This is a genomic window from Sphingomonas psychrolutea (assembly GCF_014636175.1).
In the GTDB taxonomy this organism is placed as follows: domain Bacteria; phylum Pseudomonadota; class Alphaproteobacteria; order Sphingomonadales; family Sphingomonadaceae; genus Sphingomonas; species Sphingomonas psychrolutea.
In genome coordinates, this window is sequence record NZ_BMDW01000004.1 from 150,005 (window position 1) to 165,364 (window position 15,360).

At 64.9% G+C, this 15,360-nt stretch carries 18 protein-coding genes and 1 pseudogene; 8 read left to right on the forward strand and 11 right to left on the reverse strand.

Annotated elements, in window-relative coordinates; translation table 11 throughout:
- Nucleotides 1-77 precede the first annotated feature (77 nt).
- On the forward strand, nt 78-344 hold the full coding sequence (locus tag IEV62_RS04945; protein ID WP_188445753.1) for a type II toxin-antitoxin system VapB family antitoxin: 267 nt from the start codon (nt 78-80) through the stop codon (nt 342-344).
- A 251-nt stretch (nt 345-595) separates the two neighbouring features.
- Here IEV62_RS04945 and istB read toward each other — a convergent pair whose 3' ends face one another.
- The gene (gene istB / locus IEV62_RS04950) at nt 596-1,324 is read right to left on the reverse strand and encodes an IS21-like element helper ATPase IstB (protein ID WP_188445754.1); all 729 of its coding nucleotides are present in this window, start codon (nt 1,322-1,324) and stop codon (nt 596-598) included.
- The gene (gene istA / locus IEV62_RS04955) at nt 1,311-2,825 is read right to left on the reverse strand and encodes an IS21 family transposase (RefSeq protein ID WP_188445755.1); all 1,515 of its coding nucleotides are present in this window, start codon (nt 2,823-2,825) and stop codon (nt 1,311-1,313) included. Before istA ends, istB begins: the two co-directional genes overlap by 14 nt.
- A gap of 63 nt (nt 2,826-2,888) precedes the next feature.
- Between istA and IEV62_RS04960 the strand changes: the two genes are divergently transcribed.
- Nucleotides 2,889-3,254, forward strand: a complete 366-nt coding sequence (locus tag IEV62_RS04960; RefSeq protein WP_188445756.1) for a type II toxin-antitoxin system VapC family toxin — start codon at nt 2,889-2,891, stop codon at nt 3,252-3,254.
- On the opposite strand, the gene IEV62_RS04965 is transcribed toward IEV62_RS04960, so the two are convergent.
- Entirely contained in the window at nt 3,251-3,577 is a 327-nt protein-coding gene (locus IEV62_RS04965) for an Mpo1-like protein (protein ID WP_188445757.1), read from the reverse strand. The genes IEV62_RS04960 and IEV62_RS04965 overlap by 4 nt on opposite strands.
- A gap of 169 nt (nt 3,578-3,746) precedes the next feature.
- Between IEV62_RS04965 and IEV62_RS04970 the strand changes: the two genes are divergently transcribed.
- The 3 genes from IEV62_RS04970 (at nt 3,747) to aat (ending at nt 5,685) form a co-directional block, all read left to right on the forward strand.
- Nucleotides 3,747-4,127 carry a hypothetical protein gene (locus IEV62_RS04970; protein ID WP_188445758.1) on the forward strand — a complete coding sequence of 127 codons (381 nt, stop codon included), beginning with the start codon at nt 3,747-3,749 and terminating at the stop codon, nt 4,125-4,127.
- Between the two features lie 65 nt (nt 4,128-4,192).
- Nucleotides 4,193-4,915 carry a ParA family protein gene (locus tag IEV62_RS04975; RefSeq protein WP_188445759.1) on the forward strand — a complete coding sequence of 241 codons (723 nt, stop codon included), beginning with the start codon at nt 4,193-4,195 and terminating at the stop codon, nt 4,913-4,915.
- A gap of 8 nt (nt 4,916-4,923) precedes the next feature.
- The gene (gene aat, locus IEV62_RS18195) at nt 4,924-5,685 is read left to right on the forward strand and encodes a leucyl/phenylalanyl-tRNA--protein transferase (protein WP_308510563.1); all 762 of its coding nucleotides are present in this window, start codon (nt 4,924-4,926) and stop codon (nt 5,683-5,685) included.
- Between the two features lie 35 nt (nt 5,686-5,720).
- Here aat and IEV62_RS18385 read toward each other — a convergent pair.
- The 5 genes and pseudogenes from IEV62_RS18385 to IEV62_RS05005 form a co-directional block, all read right to left on the reverse strand.
- A pseudogene (locus IEV62_RS18385) lies at nt 5,721-6,119 on the reverse strand (DUF2155 domain-containing protein); the annotation flags it as partial.
- 23 nt (nt 6,120-6,142) lie between these two features.
- A complete protein-coding gene (locus IEV62_RS04990) occupies nt 6,143-6,535 on the reverse strand; it encodes an NADH:ubiquinone oxidoreductase subunit NDUFA12 (RefSeq protein WP_188445761.1) in 393 nt (130 codons plus the stop codon).
- A gap of 59 nt (nt 6,536-6,594) precedes the next feature.
- Nucleotides 6,595-7,089 carry a DUF192 domain-containing protein gene (locus tag IEV62_RS04995; protein WP_188445812.1) on the reverse strand — a complete coding sequence of 165 codons (495 nt, stop codon included), beginning with the start codon at nt 7,087-7,089 and terminating at the stop codon, nt 6,595-6,597.
- 9 nt (nt 7,090-7,098) lie between these two features.
- Entirely contained in the window at nt 7,099-7,692 is a 594-nt protein-coding gene (locus IEV62_RS05000; RefSeq protein WP_373868549.1) for a cold-shock protein, read from the reverse strand.
- 105 nt (nt 7,693-7,797) lie between these two features.
- Nucleotides 7,798-8,301 carry a regulatory protein RecX gene (locus IEV62_RS05005; protein ID WP_373868546.1) on the reverse strand — a complete coding sequence of 168 codons (504 nt, stop codon included), beginning with the start codon at nt 8,299-8,301 and terminating at the stop codon, nt 7,798-7,800.
- A 180-nt stretch (nt 8,302-8,481) separates the two neighbouring features.
- Between IEV62_RS05005 and IEV62_RS05010 the strand changes: the two genes are divergently transcribed.
- Complete coding sequence (locus IEV62_RS05010) at nt 8,482-10,266, forward strand: fatty acyl-AMP ligase (RefSeq protein ID WP_188445763.1); 1,785 nt, start codon at nt 8,482-8,484, stop codon at nt 10,264-10,266.
- A 30-nt stretch (nt 10,267-10,296) separates the two neighbouring features.
- On the opposite strand, the gene IEV62_RS05015 is transcribed toward IEV62_RS05010, so the two are convergent.
- Genes IEV62_RS05015 through IEV62_RS05025 form a run of 3 tightly spaced genes read right to left on the reverse strand, consistent with a single transcriptional unit; the run spans nt 10,297 to nt 11,938 of the window.
- Nucleotides 10,297-11,073 carry a sulfite exporter TauE/SafE family protein gene (locus IEV62_RS05015; protein ID WP_229732823.1) on the reverse strand — a complete coding sequence of 259 codons (777 nt, stop codon included), beginning with the start codon at nt 11,071-11,073 and terminating at the stop codon, nt 10,297-10,299.
- Nucleotides 11,074-11,076: 3 nt separating this feature from the next.
- Nucleotides 11,077-11,610, reverse strand: coding sequence for a rhodanese family protein (locus IEV62_RS05020; protein WP_188445764.1), 534 nt, complete (start codon nt 11,608-11,610; stop codon nt 11,077-11,079).
- The gene (locus IEV62_RS05025; RefSeq protein ID WP_188445765.1) at nt 11,579-11,938 is read right to left on the reverse strand and encodes an ArsR/SmtB family transcription factor; all 360 of its coding nucleotides are present in this window, start codon (nt 11,936-11,938) and stop codon (nt 11,579-11,581) included. The genes IEV62_RS05020 and IEV62_RS05025 overlap by 32 nt, the downstream gene beginning before the upstream one ends.
- Nucleotides 11,939-12,004: 66 nt before the next feature.
- On the opposite strand from IEV62_RS05025, the gene IEV62_RS05030 reads away from it, so the two are divergent.
- A complete protein-coding gene (locus IEV62_RS05030; RefSeq protein WP_188445766.1) occupies nt 12,005-12,865 on the forward strand; it encodes an MBL fold metallo-hydrolase in 861 nt (286 codons plus the stop codon).
- Between the two features lie 124 nt (nt 12,866-12,989).
- Entirely contained in the window at nt 12,990-15,317 is a 2,328-nt protein-coding gene (locus IEV62_RS05035; protein ID WP_188445815.1) for a putative bifunctional diguanylate cyclase/phosphodiesterase, read from the forward strand.
- Nucleotides 15,318-15,360 lie beyond the last annotated feature (43 nt).

The window sequence follows — 15,360 nt, forward strand, 5'->3', positions numbered from 1 at the left end:
GCCACCCGCCGCAAGCCATACTCGCTTTGTTGCGAGCAAGCGCGAGCGATGGTATAGTCGGTGCTCCCGGAGGTAGAATGGGCGTGCAACTCAACATCAAGGACGCGGAAACGGTCCAGTTGGCACGGGATCTGGCGAAGGCCACCGGCCAATCTGTAACGGGGGTCGTGAAGGGAGCGCTCCAGCGAGACTTTCAGCACCATCTCGCGGCGCGCGCGGAAAAAATTCGTCGGATCGATGACATCATCGGCGACTTTGGGCGCAACTTGCCGCCGGACTGGGTCGGCAAGACGTCCAAGGAAATCATGGATAGCATTTACAACGAGGATGGGTCGTTCGCTTGATCATCGACCCGTCGGCGATCATGGCGATCCTGCTCGACGAGCCGGAGCGACCGGCGTTCGTTGGTGCGATACTCGACTCTGTAAATAGGCGTCGAACCGGGACCCCCGATCGGCGTCCAAAAGGGACCCCCTTATGGCGCTGCGGGCGTCGATGCTGGGCGCACATTCGCGCTGCTTGCGGCTTAGGGAGGGCGTAGCCCGACCGGAGGCGCGAGCAGCGCGAACGGCTCTTTCTGCCGACCGTGCTGGGATCAGCTGCGGTTCTTGAAGCGCCAGCTGTCGTTGCCGGTTTCGACGATGTCGCAGTGGTGGGTAATGCGGTCGAGCAGCGCGGTCGTCATCTTGGGATCGCCGAACACGCTGGGCCATTCGCCGAACGTCAGGTTGGTGGTGATGATCACCGAGGTGTGCTCGTAGAGCTTGCTGATCAGGTGGAACAGCAGCTGGCCGCCCGAGCGGGCGAACGGCAGATAGCCAAGCTCGTCGAGCACCACGAGCTCGTGGCGACGCAGCTGGGCCGCGAGCGCGCCAGCCTTGCCGATCCGCGTCTCCTCCTCGAGCTGCGTCACCAGATCGACGGTGTTGAAGTAGCGACCGCGGGCACCGGCGCGGATGACGCTGGCGGCGATCGCACTGGCGAGGTGGGTTTTGCCGGTGCCGGTGCCCCCGACCAGCACGACGTTGCGGCGCCCTGGAAGGAACGAGCCTGCGTGAAGCGAGCGCACCAGCCCTTCGTTGATCGGGGTGTTCTCGAACACGAACGCGTCGAGGTCCTTTAGGACCGGCAGTCTGGCAGCCGTCATGCGGTAGCGGATCGAAGCGGCGTGGCGATGCGCGCCTTCGGCGCGCAACAGATCGCTCAGGATCTCCATCGCGGTGCGCTTGCGCTGGACCCCGGTGGTGACCGCCTCGTCGAACGCGCCCGCCATGCCTTTGAGGCCGAGCCCGCGCATCGCGTCGATCATTTCATGCCGCTGCATGAAGACCTCGCAGGCTGTCGTATCGAGCACAGTTGGCGATCGGCGGGTGCAGCAGCGCCAGATCCTCAGGCGTGACGATGGATGCGGGCCGGGGCGGCTCTCGCCGCCGTGACAGGATGTTGAGGATTACCTCGTCGCTGACCGCGCCGGCGTCGAGCGCTTCGCGAACGGCACCTTCAACGGCATCCAGTCCATCGCTGAGGACGGCCGCAAGTACGCGGACGAACCGCCGATCGGCATCGTCGTTGCTGCCAAGCTTGCGGCGCAGCCGAGCGAGCGCGGGCGGTAGATCCCAGCCTTGGAACGGTGCCCCGTTCCGCAGCGCACCAGGCTTGTTCACCAGTACCGGCAGATAATGCCAAGGGTCGTAGATCGTCCGGTCGCGACCGAAGAACCGGGGGTGATCGGCGATCACCTCGTCACCCATCCGCACGACGATCCGGTCGGCATAGGCCCGGACCTGGACCGCACGACGCACCGCCTTGGCAGCGACCGAGTAGCGGTTGCGGTCGAAGCTGATTAGGCAGGTCCCGGTCACCGCATGCTGGGTCTCGTGGAAGCCGTCGAACGGTGCGAGCATCGGCTGGAGCGCGGGCCGTTCCAACTCCAAGGCCTGCGCGACCGTCATCTCCTTGTGCTCGGGGTGCGCATGCATCTCCGCCCAGCGCCAGCACTCGGCTTCCAGCCAGCCGTTCAGTTCCTCCAGGCTGGCGAACCGCAGCCGTGGCTTGAAGAGGCGACCTCGGAGCGTCTGCACCTGGTGCTCGACCTGCCCCTTCTCCCAACCGGCGGCTGGCGAGCACGCGGTCGGCTCGACCATGTAATGGTCGGCCATCACCAGGAAGCGACGGTTGAACACGCGCTCCTTGCCCACAAACACCGTCGTCACCGCGGTCTTCATGTTGTCGTAGATGCCGCGCAGCGGCACACCTCCAAAGAAGGCGAAGCCGCGCGCATGCGCGTCGAACAGCATCTCCTGCGTCTCGCGCGGATAGGCCCGGACGTAGACCGCCCGCGATGCGCACAACCGCACATGGGCGACCTTCACGCGCATCGGCTTGCCCGCGATCTCTACATCCTCATGGCTCCAGTCGAACTGGTATGCCTCGCCAGGCTTGAACAGCAGCGGGATGAACGCCGCCACGCCGTCTCCAGGGTCTTTGCGCCGCGCCGCAGCCCAGCGCGTGGCGTAGCGCCGGACCGCATCGTACGATCCCTCAAAGCCGTCGCGCAGCAACAGATCATGGATGCGCGTCATCCGCAGCCGGTCGCGCCGCGACCGCACCTCGTTCTCGGTCAGCAGCGTATCGAGCCGCGCCTGGAATGGTCCGATCCGCGGCAGCGGCTGCACCGACCGATGATAATCGAACGAACCTTCCGGTGCCCGGATCGCCTTACGCACCACCTTGCGCGACAATCGAAGATCCCGTGCGATCGCTTTGATCGGCTTGCCGCCGGCGTACTCGCGCCGAACCCGAACCACAGTCTCCACCACCAACATCCCGATCTCGCAGCCTGAGAATACCCAGGCTGCTGTCTAAACCATCGAAATGAGGGGTCCCTGTTGGACGCCGATCACCCCGCTAAGGGGGTCCTTTTTGCACGCCGATCCACACTCGACTCGACTGACTGCCGCATTTCTGCTGGCTCGTGGATCGAATTCGCCGCCGTCTTGACCCGGCGCGAGGACGACCGAACAGAAGCGCTTTACGATCTCATGCGCGAATTTGAGATTGGCATCGAACCTGTGGATATCGCGCAAGGACAGATCGGCCACGCGGCTTATCGCCGCTATGGGCACGGATCGGGCGACCCAGCGCAATTGAACTTGGGCGACTGTTTCTCCTACGCGCTCGCCAAAGCGACCAGCCAGCCGTTGCTGTTCAAAGGCGATGATTTCACCCACACCGACGTCGTGCAGGCGCTTTAGGCAATCCCCGCCGCGCGCAAATGCGGCCCCAGCCGTCCGCTCGCCCACAAAAAGAACATCCGGTAATCGCTCGCCAGCGACCATAAAGGATAGGTGAAGGTCGCCGGACGGTTCTTCTCAACCCCGAAATGTGCGGCCCAGGCAAAACCATATCCGGCGATCGGCAGCGCCGCCCACCAATATCCTCCGGCCACGATCGCCACCGCCAGCAACACGAAGGTCAGCGCGGTCCCGGCATAATGGACCGCACGTGTTTCCCGCTTGGCATGTTCGCGCAAATAATAAGGCCAGAACGCCGCGTAGCTGGTAATTTTCGCCACCATTCCCGCACTCCCTAAATCTTGAGGCACAGCCTTTCACGCCTGCCGGACCGTTTCAAGTCCGTGAACAAAGATGACCGTTACGTTACAAAATTGTTGCAACGCAAAAAACCGGGCCCCTAGGGTAAGCTACAGTCTTGACGCCCGATGCCGCGTGAGCGAAGAAAATCGGATGACCATCCGCATCCTCCCCGCCGTCGCCGTCGCGCTGCTCGCGCTCTCGGCCTGTGACAATAAGCCGACTGAAGTGACGAACGTCGCGCCGGATCCGATGGCATCGGTCCTTGCCAACAAGGCGCCGGTCGAACTCCCGCCGTCGATCACGGCCGATGTCAGCATGCGGTGCAAGGATAACAGCCTCGCCTTCGTTACCTTCTTCGAGGGCGACAAGCAGGTTCTGGTCAAGATCAGCAAGGACGGCACCCCGGTCAAGCTGACCGCCGAAAAGGCCGGCGATCCGCTCAAGGCTGATGGCTATGAGCTGACCGGCAATCCCAAGGCGGTCACGCTGACCGAGCCGGGCAAGCCAGCACAGCTCTGCAAGGTCGGATAATTCCGCCGATTGCACCGCGCATCGGCATCCGCCACATTGGCCGTTCGTAAAAGAAGGGTTCGTTTGTGTCGACGATCGCGATCTACAGTCTGAAGGGCGGCGTTGGAAAGACGACGCTCGCGGTTAATCTCGCCTGGGTCGCCGCGACGGCATCGTCGCGGCGCACCCTTTTGTGGGATCTCGATCCGCAAGCCGCGTCGAGCTTCCTGCTCGCGGCCAAACCCGAAGCCAGAGCAAAGGACCAGGCGCAGTCGGTCTTCGCCAAGGATGTCGAACCCGACAAACTGATCGAAAAGACAGCGACGCCAAGGCTCGATCTGCTGCCCGCGGATGCGTCGCTGCGCGGGCTCGACCTGTTGTTCCACGAACTCGATAAGAAAAAGCGGCTGCAAAAACTGCTGACCGGCTTGCGCAAGGATTATGATCGCATCCTGCTCGATTGCCCGCCGGGCCTGACCGAAACAAGCGACCAGGTGATGCGCGCCGCCGATCTGATCGTCGTCCCCGTCATCCCCTCCCCGCTCTCGGAACGCGCACTCGCCGAAGTGCTCAAGCATCTCGGCTCGAAGGCACAGGTTATGCCAGTCCACTCGATGGTCGATCGTCGGCGCAAATTGCATGCCGATGCGCTGGCGCGGCACCCCGATTGGCCCGTCATCCCGATGGCAAGCCTGATCGAACAGGTGACCGCGCGCCGCGCCCCGGTCGGCAGCTTCGCCGCGCGATCGGCCGGCGCGCAAGCGTTCGCACAGCTGTGGCAAGCGATCGAGCGTCGCATCGCCCAATGACCGCAGGGGTGACGCCGCCGCCCGAAGACGACCCAGACCCGATCCCCCCGCTCGACCCGCAATTGGTGCTGGGGGCCTATTCGGTCGGCGTCTTCCCGATGGCGGACGGGCGCGATGCCGCGGACGTCTATTGGGTCGAGCCGACCGAGCGCGCGATCCTGCCGCTCGACGGCTTCCATCTGTCGCACTCGCTACGAAAGACGCTCGTCAGCGACCGTTTCCGCGTCACCGCCAACCACGCCTTTCCACAAATCCTTGAACTTTGCGCGCAATCGTTCGCCAACCGTCCCGATACCTGGATCAATGCGCCGATCGAACGCGTTACCAACCAGCTCCACGCCATGGGCTTCGCGCATTCGATCGAGGTGTGGGAAGGCGACCTGCTGGCGGGCGGGCTTTACGGCATTGCGCTCGGCCGCGCCTTTTTTGGCGAAAGCATGGTCAGCCGCGCGCGTGATGCGTCGAAGGTCGCGATGGCATGGCTCGTCGCCCGGCTTCGTATTGGCGGCTTCACCTTGCTCGACTGCCAATTTCTAACCGAGCACCTCGCCTCTTTGGGCGCGATCGAGATCAGCCGCGCCGATTATCTCGTCGCATTGTCCGCAGCAATTTCGGGCGTGGTCGGCTCGGGGGCGTCACCCACGGCGGCTGGCGATTTCTTCGCGCTCGACCGTGGCGTGTCGTTGGAACCGGGGGCACCGCCACCCGCGACCGAATCGGGTCCGCCGAGCGGGAAGGTCATCGCGCAACTTTTGATCCACACGTCGTAGATCGGATGCTGGACGACATTGAGCGCGGGGCGTTCCTTGAACAGCCACCCCGAAAATGCCCGGCGCCAGCTCGCGTCACTGCCCTGCACATCGACCTGTACGAAAGCGCCGGTATATTGCTCCTGCTCCCACGGCGCGGTCCGTTCGCACGCGCGCAGCCGCACCACGACGTCGCCGATCCGCATCGCCTTGCCCGGCTTCAACACGACGTCGCGCGCCGCGCCATTGCGCTTGTTGAGCAACCCGAGCGTCGCGACGCGTTCCGCCATTGGCGTTGCGCCGTAGCTCGGATCGACCCCGCCGCCAAGATCGACCGTCACGATATTGCTCGCACTAGTGTCGGCGTCGAGCGCGGTGACCGGCGTCGGTTTCGCATCGGGTGCAACGGGCTTGGTCGCCCCGCAACCAGCGGCGAGCAACGTGGCGGCCAGCATTGCGGTGCGCCAGCCTGTCCGGATCACGCGTCGGGGACCCACGCTTCATAATCGCCAGTGGCGGCGGCGCGGACGCCACCCTTTTCGAGCGCGCCGCGCGGGCGATAGGCCGCGACCGTGCCCGTTAGGTTGGGCTCGGCCGGCAATTGCCACACGCGCGCCGCAGGCAGCGCGCGGTCGGGCACGTCATCGACTTGATGGTGCAGCCAGCTAAACCATTCGGGCGCGACCCGGCTCGAATCGTTCGGGCCATTATAGATGACCCAGCGGCGCGGGTTGCCCGCCGTGTCGCTGCCGCCCTGATAATAGACGTTGCCCAGCGCGTCTTCGCCGACCCGCGCCTTGCCGCGCAGGCCGAACGCCGTGCCGATGGTTGCGCCATTCCACCAGGTGAAGGGATTGAGGTTGATGCCCATGGCACCGCGCTTAGCGCGCCGCCGCGCCGCCTTCAACCGCGATTCCCGAGTCGAGGAGCCTAACCCGGCCGCCCTGCCCAGCTTACCCGGTCGCCCTCGGCGATGCCGAGATCGAGCACGCGCCCGCCGCGCAGCTCCAGCACCGCGCTCACCGGCTCGCCCGAGGGGATCGGCGTTTCGGACTGCGGCACCGTGTTTTCCGCGATCCGCGCGATCGTACCGTCGGGGCGGATGAACAGGATGTCGAGCGGGCTCGGCGTGTTCTTCATCCAGAAATTGGCCGCGCGCGGCGGTCCGCCGTCGGGCGGATAGGGCGCGAACAGCATACCGCCATCTTGCGGAATATCGGTGCGGAACATCAGTCCGCGCTCCTGCTCATCGGCGGTTTTCGCGAGTTCAACCGCGAAGGCGTGTTTGCCCTTACTGCCGGTGATGGTCAGCGCGATCGTGCCGCTCGGCGCTTCGGCGACGGCTGCCGTGTCAGTCCCACCCCGACACCCCGCCGTAGTGGCGAGCGCGGCGAGTGCCAGCAAAGCCGCATATCGAACTGCCATCATCTGCCTTTAGCCTTCTTCGTCTTCGACGATCACGGCCAACGGCCCCTTGTCGCGCTCGACGATGCGCGCCTGAAACGCTTGTCCCGGTTCGATGTCTTCGATCCCGGCGCGGCGCAGCGTCTCGATATGGACAAAGACATCGCTCGAATCGCTCGACCGCAGCAGAAAACCATAGCCTTTCAGCCGATTGAACCATTTGACCGTCACCGGCTCGAACGGCCCCGCCTGTTCGATCAACGCTGCCGAATCGCCGCGCACACCATCGCTGCGCGACCGGATCGGCGGTTCGACCGCGTCGCTCAGGTCGATCGACAGGATTTCGCTGGCTTGCAGTCCGCGCTCGCGCACCGCCGCCAGACATTCGATCCGCGCGCCCTCGGGCAAGCTGCGTCGCCCATGCGGGCGCAAGACGGAGAAATGGATCAGGATGTCGCCGACGGTCGCATCATCGGCCACGACGAAGCCGAAACCACGGGTCATATCGAACCATTTGAGCATACCGGTGTAAACGCGCGCCGACGAATCCGCCGCCGCCGCGTCACAACCCGCTGCGCCCTCGCGGTCGATGCCGTCAAGCGCCGGAATGACTTCGTTCCGCATCACGAATTATCCCCCGCCAAAGATGCTAGCATGGACAATGTACGGACGCAAAAAGCGATACAGGCCCAGCCGATAGGCACACAATTCGCACGAAACGAGGACGTATCAGTCGCTCGATTCCAGCGCTTCACCCGGCCCGAGCGACGCGATCCGCCGGGCCAGCGTAAAATCATGACCGCCGCGAATCATCGCGGCAATGTGCTTCTCGCGCTCGGGGCGCTCGGCGCGGATGGAAGCGAACGGACCGATCCGCCGCCGCCGCGCAAACGCCATGGCCGTCTCCAACGCGCGATCCTCGACCGCCGGGACGATTGCTTCGCGATCCTCCTCGACCAGCCCCGCCTGATGCAACGCGCCGGTGACGCGGCGTTTGCCCAGCCCGCGCCGTCCCATCGCCGCCGCGCGCGCCTCGCCGAAGGCGCGGTCGTCGATATAGCCGAGGTCGGCCAGCTTCTCGGCCAGCGCCGCCGGGTCCGCCGGGTCCCCGTCCCAGCCGCGTTCGCGTATCTTGCGCACCAGATACTGCGCCAAGCGACTCCGCGTTGTCGAGAACCGCTCGACATAGCGCAGCGCAAGCCGATCAAGCGCTGCCGCATCCAACGGCGGCACGGCACGTATCTCTCTTGATTTCGAACGGTTCTTTGCTGGATGGAACATGACGCCATCATTGTGCCACAGTCGAACTCGATTTTGAACGCCCAGCTCAGGTTGGGGGCATAAGCAGGGGTGTATGTCGAAAAATTAGGCGCGGCCGTCGGCGAACGGTCGCGATCAAGGGCGCAAACACTGATGATGATGGATGTAGCGGATACGCGGAAGACCTCGGTGGCGACACCGGGGCCAGCCGCGCCGAACGTGGTCGGTACCCCGACCGCCGATACGCTGGCACGACGTTTCGCTGATTTCGACACGCTGGGGGCAGCGCTCGATTATGCGGCAAGCGGAGCGCGCGGGCTGAACTTCCATGATGCGCGCGGCACGCTGTCGCGGGCTTATCCGTTTGCCGCCTTGCGCGACGACGCGCTGGCGATGGCGCGACGGCTGATCGCCGCCGGGATCAAGCCCGAGGATCGCATCGCGATCGTCGCGGAAACCAGCCCCGATTTCGCCGCTCTGTTCTTCGGCACCGTCTACGCCGGTGCCTGGCCCGTCCCGCTGCCGCTCCCAACCAGCTTCGGCGGGCGCGATTCGTATATCGAACAGCTCCGCGTGCAGCTCTCGAGCTGCGATCCCACGCTGCTGATCTATCCGCCCGAACTCGCAGAGATGGGCGGCGATGCCGCCCGCGCGGCGGGCGTCACCGGGGTCGACTGGTCCGAACTCGTCACTCGCCCCGCCCCGCCGGTCGATCTGCCGCAGGCAAAAGGCAGCGACATCGCCTATCTGCAATATTCCAGCGGATCGACGCGCTTCCCGCACGGGGTCGTCATCACGCACCGCGCGCTTCTCAACAATCTCGCCGCGCATTCGCACGGTATGCAGTTGATCGACAGCGACCGCTGCGTCTCGTGGCTCCCTTGGTATCACGATATGGGGCTGGTCGGCTGCTTCCTCTCGCCGGTCGCCAATCAGGTGTCGACCGATTACCTCAAGACCGAGGATTTCGCCCGCCGTCCGCTTGCGTGGCTCGACATGATCAGCCGCAACCCCGGCACCTCGATCAGCTATTCGCCGACCTTCGGCTACGACATTTGCGCGCGCCGCATGTCGAGCCAGACCAAGGCGTCCGAACGTTTCGACCTGTCGCGCTGGCGGCTTGCCGGGAATGGCGCCGACATGATCCGCCCCGACGTGATGCAATGCTTCGTCGATGCGTTCGAGGAAGCCGGCTTCAAAGCCAGCGCCTTCCTGCCGAGCTACGGCCTCGCCGAGGCGACGCTCGCCGTGTCGATCATGCCGCCGACCGAGGGCATCCGCGTAGAATTGGTCGAGGAAACGCAACTCTCCGGTGTCGCGGCGGGAGAAGACCGCCCGCAACGCTACCGCGCGATCGTCAATTGCGGCAAGCCGGTGAAGGACATGAAGGTCCAGATCCGCGAAGAAGACGGCACCCCCCTGCCCGAGCGCGCGATCGGCAAGATCTGGTGCTCGGGTCCATCGGTGATGGTCGGCTATTTCCGCGATCCGGAATCGACCGATGCGTGCCTTGTCGATGGCTGGCTCGATACCGGCGACATGGGCTATCTCAGCGACGGCTACATTTACATCGTCGGCCGCGCCAAGGACATGATCATCGTTAACGGTCGCAACCATTGGCCGCAAGACATCGAATGGGCGGTCGAGCAGCTCCCCGGCTTCAAGGCCGGCGACATCGCCGCCTTCGCGATCACCACGCCGGGCGGCGAGGAAACCCCCGCCGTGCTCGTCCAGTGCCGCACCTCCGACGAATCCGAACGCGTCCGCCTCCGCGATGAAATCCGCGAACGCGTTCGCTCGGTCACCGGCATGAATTGCGTGATCGAACTGATCCCCCCGCGCACGCTGCCACGCACCAGCTCGGGCAAACTAAGCCGCGCCAAGGCGCGGAACCTGTATTTGAACGGAGATATCAAGCCGTACGATCTGGCGGCGTAAGCCGCCTCGGCGCCCTGTCGCGCTGCCCGCCTATGTCAGCGCGCGCCACGTGACATAGGCGGCGGTTGCCAGCACCAAGATGGCGAAAGCGGTTCGCGCTGCCGCCGCGCGGTCTGCGAGCAGCCGCGCGACCGGAATGGCGATCACCGATCCGATTGCCCCGCCGCCAAGCAACGCGGCAAAGAGCGACCAGTCGACCAAACCGGACATCGCATAGCTCGCGCTGGTCGCAGCGCCGAACAACACGACCGACACCAGCGACGACGCCGCGGCGTTTGCCAGCGTCATGCCCGTTGCCGCCATCAGCCCCGGCACGATCAGGAAGCCACCACCGATCCCGAAGAATCCGGCGGCAAGCCCCGTCACCGCTCCCGCTGGCGCCAGCTTGAAGGTCAACGCCGTGGTCAAGCGGACGCTCGCATCGCCATCTGCCTTACGCGGCAGCAGCATCGATCCACCGACCAGCGCCATCGCCAGCGCGAACCAGATCAACAGCTGGCTACCGTCGATCTGCTTGGCGACATGCGCGCCGATTAGCGATCCGGTCACGCCGGCGGTGCCAAACACAAAAGCGCAGGGCCATTTCACCCGACCTGCGCGCGCCTGCACCAACAGGCCGAGCGCAGCATTGGCCGCAACCGCTGCTGCCGACGTGCCGATCGCCACATGCGGATCCCGCACGCCGACGATGTAGAGCAGCAACGGCGTCGCCAGCACCGATCCACCCCCGCCGAATACCGACAGCAGCAGGCCGATGACCGCGCCGCCGACAATCGCGGCGGGATAGGATATGCTTGCAACGTCCACGATCTAGGCCGCGACCGAGCGGTTCCACGGCAGATAGCCGAGCAATCGGGCCATGCCGCAAAATCCGCTGATCCCGGCAAAGGTCAGGCCAGCGCCGACAAAGGCCGACAAACCGAAGAGATAGGGCGATACCAGCCACCCCAGAAGCACCCCGGTCAGCACGAGCGAGCCCGCGAAAATTTGCACTTGCCGCATCATTTCCAGCGGGGCCTTGCGATTGGCCGCGACCGGCAATCCGGCGCGCGCCCAGCCATCAAGACCCCCGTCTAGGACATAGGCTTTGCCGCCGATGCGGCCAGCCAGCCGATCCGCATTGGCGGCCGTGCGCATGCCCGATCGGCAGGTGAAGATGACATCGGTCCCCGCCATCTCCGGCAACGCCACCGCTTCGAACCGTGACAGCGGACGCGACACGGCTCCGGGAATATGCCGGCGCGCAAATTCGTCCTCCTCGCGAATGTCGATCAGCAGCGCGTGGCCCTGCCGAACCCGCTCCTCGACGGCATCAGGTGTCAGCGCGATCAGGGTCTTGGACATTGGATGTCTCCACATCATCGGGACAGAAAATCGCGGCGAGCGTCGCCATCACTTGGGCCGCGGCAGGATCGGCAATCCGATAGTAAATTGCGAGACCGTCGCGCCGGGTCGCCACCAGCCCGTCGCTGCGCAATACCGCCAGATGTTGCGACAACGCCGATTGCGACAGGCCGATGAGCGGGAGCAATGCGCCCACCGACCGTTCACCCGCCGACAATTGGCACAGAATCATCAAGCGTCGCTCATTGGCGAGCGCGCGCAGCAGGCGGGCCGCCGCCGCAGCGCTCTCTTCAAAACGGGACACGTCAAAGGCGGCGAGATCGACCATATTGCAAATATATGCATTGAATCTAATTTAGCAAGTTCTTATATTACTGGAGATAGGAGCTTCCTGATGAACCCCAGCGTCCAGACCTTTTTCGATCCGGCGACCTTCACCGCAACCCACCTCGTCGTCGACACCCCGACCGGAACGGCCGCGATTATCGATCCCGTGCTCGATTTCGAGCCGAAAGGCGGGACATTGGCGACCACCTCGGCCGATGCGCTGCTGGACGTGATTGCCCGCCAGGGGCTGACGCTCGCTTATATTCTGGAAACGCATGCCCATGCCGACCATCTGTCGGCAGGCGACTATCTGCGGCGCAAAACGGCTGCCGCGCTGGTCATCGGCGCGCACATTACCGATGTCCAAAAGGTGTTTGCGCCGATGTTCGACGCCGACGACGTGGCAACCGACGGCAGCCAGTTTGATATCCTGCTGCGCGAGGGCGACTGCCTGACGCTGGGCACGTTGACAATTCGAGCCTTGCACACGCCCGGCCACACACCGGCCTGCAACACCTATCTGATCGGCGATGCCGCCTTTGTCGGCGATACGCTGTTCATGCCGGATTATGGCACCGCGCGGGCCGATTTCCCCGGCGGCGATGCGCGAACGCTCTATCGCTCGATCCAGCGAATTCTGGCGTTGCCGCCTGAGACGCGGATCTTCGTGGGCCATGATTATCTCCCCGCTGGCCGCGCGGAGTACCAGTGGGAGACGACCGTAGCTGCGGAAGCGGCAGGCAACATCCATCTTTCTGGGAACACCGACGAGGATGCGTTCGTCGCAATGCGGGAAGCGCGCGACAAGACGCTGGCCGCGCCAACGCTGATTCTGCCGTCGCTGCAAGTCAACATCCGCGCCGGCGCGCTGCCACCCGAATCGCCGTCCGGAAGGACTTTTCTAAGGCTGCCGATCACGTTCGCTTGATCGACATGATCGATGGTGTCGGCGCGCATTCGAATTTCAGGCATCGCTGCCCGCTATAACGATCCGCTAACGCTTCTACGCTAAGCCCGGCATCGTGCGCACCGAACCGACCTCGCAATTCGCCATGCCGCGAATCGACGCCAGAGCCTTGCTCGGCCTGTACGATCCTGCCGACACGACCGATTGGGCGCCGATCCGCGCCGCGCAATTGCATGCCGGCAGCCAGCTCGCCTTTTTCCTGCTTGCCGCCAATCTCATCGGCGCGGCGCTGGTGACGCTCCTGCTTGAACACGCCGCGCCGTTGTGGGCGATGGCGAGTTGGGGCGCGGTCGTCGCGGCGGTGGCGGTGGCAGTGACTTTCCGTCGTCTTGCCGCGCGCCACCGCGCCGCCAGCAGCGCCACACTGGGTGATGTGCGCGACACGGTGCTGGAGGGGATCGCGCTCGCGGCCGTCTGGTCGGTGCCGCCGCTCGCCTTCGGCGCGACCGCCGATAGCACCACCGCGCTCGGCCTGTGGATCGTGCTGTCGGTGCTGATGACCGCCTCGGCCGTTGCGATGGCAGCGCTTCCGCTGGCGACGCTCAGCTTTTTGGGCATCCTCGGCACGGCGATCGCGGCGATGCTCTTCCTCGTCGGCGGGCCGGTGCTGGCGGCTTCGATCCTGCTGTTTACCGCGCTGCTGATGATCGGCTGCTTCACCCGCGCGCGCGCGCTGGTGGTGATCCGCGCCGGCGAAATCTCGCTCGCCGAACGCGACGAAACGATCAGCTTGCTGCTGCGCGAGGCGCAGGATCATAGTGCCGACTGGCTGTGGGAAACCGATGCCGCACGCCGCATCGTGCGCGCCTCGCCGCGCTTTGCGCATTCGGTCGGGCTCGATCCTGTCAGCATCAACGGCAAGGCGCTGCTCGAAGTGCTGGCCGGCCCGACCTGGGAGGCCGGCAATTTCTCGGCGGGCCTGCGCACGCTTGGCGAGCACCTCAAAGGACGCGTGGCGTTCAGCGGCGTGTTGCTGCCGGTGCGGGTCGGTGACACCGAACGCTGGTTCGAAATCGCTGCCAACCCGCGCGTCGACGAACGCGGTGCGTTCATCGGCTTTCGCGGTGTCGGATCGGACGTGACCGAACAGCGCGAATCGGCCGACAAGATCAACCGCATGGCGCGTTTCGATACGCTAACTGGCCTGCCCAACCGTTTGCACATCAACGAAACGCTGGGGCGCGCAATGGCCGATGCCACCAAATGGGGCAGCCGCTGCGCCTTCATGATGATCGACCTCGATCGCTTCAAGGCGGTCAACGATTCGCTCGGCCATCCGATCGGCGACCGCTTGCTCGGCCGCGTCTCCGAACGGCTCACTGCGCTGATGAGCGAGAACGAGCTGATCGGGCGGCTTGGCGGCGACGAATTCGCGGTCGTCGTGCGCGATGCGGGCGACGGCGCGCGCGTCGAACGCCTCGCCCAGACAATCGTCGATGCCCTCGCCAAGCCCTATGATCTCGATCAGCACACGCTTTATACCGGTGCCAGCGTCGGCGTGGCATTCGGCCCGCGCGACGGTGCGACCGCGGAAATGCTCATCCGCTCGGCCGATCTCGCACTGTATCGCTCGAAGGATCAGAGCGGCGGCATGTATCATTGTTACGAACCGCAATTGCACGTCGCCGCCGAGGAACGCCGCATCCTCGAACAAGCCCTGCGCAAGGCACTCAGCAATGACGAACTCGACGTGCATTATCAGCCCGTCGTCGATGCCGGCACCGGCAGCCTGAAGGGGTTCGAGGCGCTGGTACGCTGGACGCATCCCGAACTCGGCTCGATCTCCCCTGCCAAGTTCATCCCGCTGGCCGAGGATGCGCGGCTGATCGCGCCGATCGGCGAATGGGTGCTGCGCTCGGCTTGTGCCGAGGCCGCAACCTGGCCCGGCGAAACGCGCATCGCGGTCAACGTCTCGCCCGAACAATTGCACAATCCCGGCTTCGTCGCGATCGTTGCCTCGGCGTTGGCGAACAGCGGCCTGCCCGCCAGCCGGCTCGAGCTCGAAGTGACCGAGAGCGTGTTCATGCGCGACGATACCGGCGCGGTGAAGGTGCTCGAGCGCATTCTCGGCCTCGGCGTCCGCCTCAGCCTCGACGATTTCGGCACCGGTTATTCCTCGCTCGGCTATCTCAGCCGCACCAAATTCTCGACGATCAAGATCGACCGCAGCTTCGTCATCGGCGCGTCGAAGAAAGTCCCCGAGGCGATCGCGATCATCCGCGCCGTCGTCGCGCTCGCGCAGAGCCTCGGCATGGCCACCACCGCCGAGGGCGTCGAGACCGAGGACGAGCACCGCATGGTGCAGGATCTCGGCTGCACCAAGGTGCAGGGTTATTATTTCGGCCGCCCGCTCCCCGTCGCCGAAGCGCGCAGCCTCGCACAGCGCGACTGGAGCGACCGCGCCGCTGCGTAAAGCCGCTTGCGGGCCACGCGGCGGCACGCTAACGAACGCCGCT

Bases quoted from the DNA above. Each gene is read 5' to 3' on its own strand.
- istA (WP_188445755.1), bottom strand. From the start codon at position 2,825: ATGTTGGTGGTGGAGACTGTGGTTCGGGTTCGGCGCGAGTACGCCGGC.
- IEV62_RS04965 (WP_188445757.1), bottom strand. From the start codon at position 3,577: ATGGTGGCGAAAATTACCAGCTACGCGGCGTTCTGGCCTTATTATTTG.
- IEV62_RS05000 (WP_373868549.1), bottom strand. From the start codon at position 7,692: ATGCGGAACGAAGTCATTCCGGCGCTTGACGGCATCGACCGCGAGGGC.
- istB (WP_188445754.1), bottom strand. From the start codon at position 1,324: ATGCAGCGGCATGAAATGATCGACGCGATGCGCGGGCTCGGCCTCAAA.
- IEV62_RS04945 (WP_188445753.1), top strand. From the start codon at position 78: ATGGGCGTGCAACTCAACATCAAGGACGCGGAAACGGTCCAGTTGGCA.
- IEV62_RS05030 (WP_188445766.1), top strand. From the start codon at position 12,005: ATGAACCCCAGCGTCCAGACCTTTTTCGATCCGGCGACCTTCACCGCA.
- IEV62_RS05025 (WP_188445765.1), bottom strand. From the start codon at position 11,938: ATGGTCGATCTCGCCGCCTTTGACGTGTCCCGTTTTGAAGAGAGCGCT.
- IEV62_RS04970 (WP_188445758.1), top strand. From the start codon at position 3,747: ATGACCATCCGCATCCTCCCCGCCGTCGCCGTCGCGCTGCTCGCGCTC.
- IEV62_RS05020 (WP_188445764.1), bottom strand. From the start codon at position 11,610: ATGTCCAAGACCCTGATCGCGCTGACACCTGATGCCGTCGAGGAGCGG.
- IEV62_RS04995 (WP_188445812.1), bottom strand. From the start codon at position 7,089: ATGGCAGTTCGATATGCGGCTTTGCTGGCACTCGCCGCGCTCGCCACT.
- IEV62_RS05010 (WP_188445763.1), top strand. From the start codon at position 8,482: ATGATGATGGATGTAGCGGATACGCGGAAGACCTCGGTGGCGACACCG.
- IEV62_RS04990 (WP_188445761.1), bottom strand. From the start codon at position 6,535: ATGGGCATCAACCTCAATCCCTTCACCTGGTGGAATGGCGCAACCATC.
- IEV62_RS05035 (WP_188445815.1), top strand. From the start codon at position 12,990: ATGCCGCGAATCGACGCCAGAGCCTTGCTCGGCCTGTACGATCCTGCC.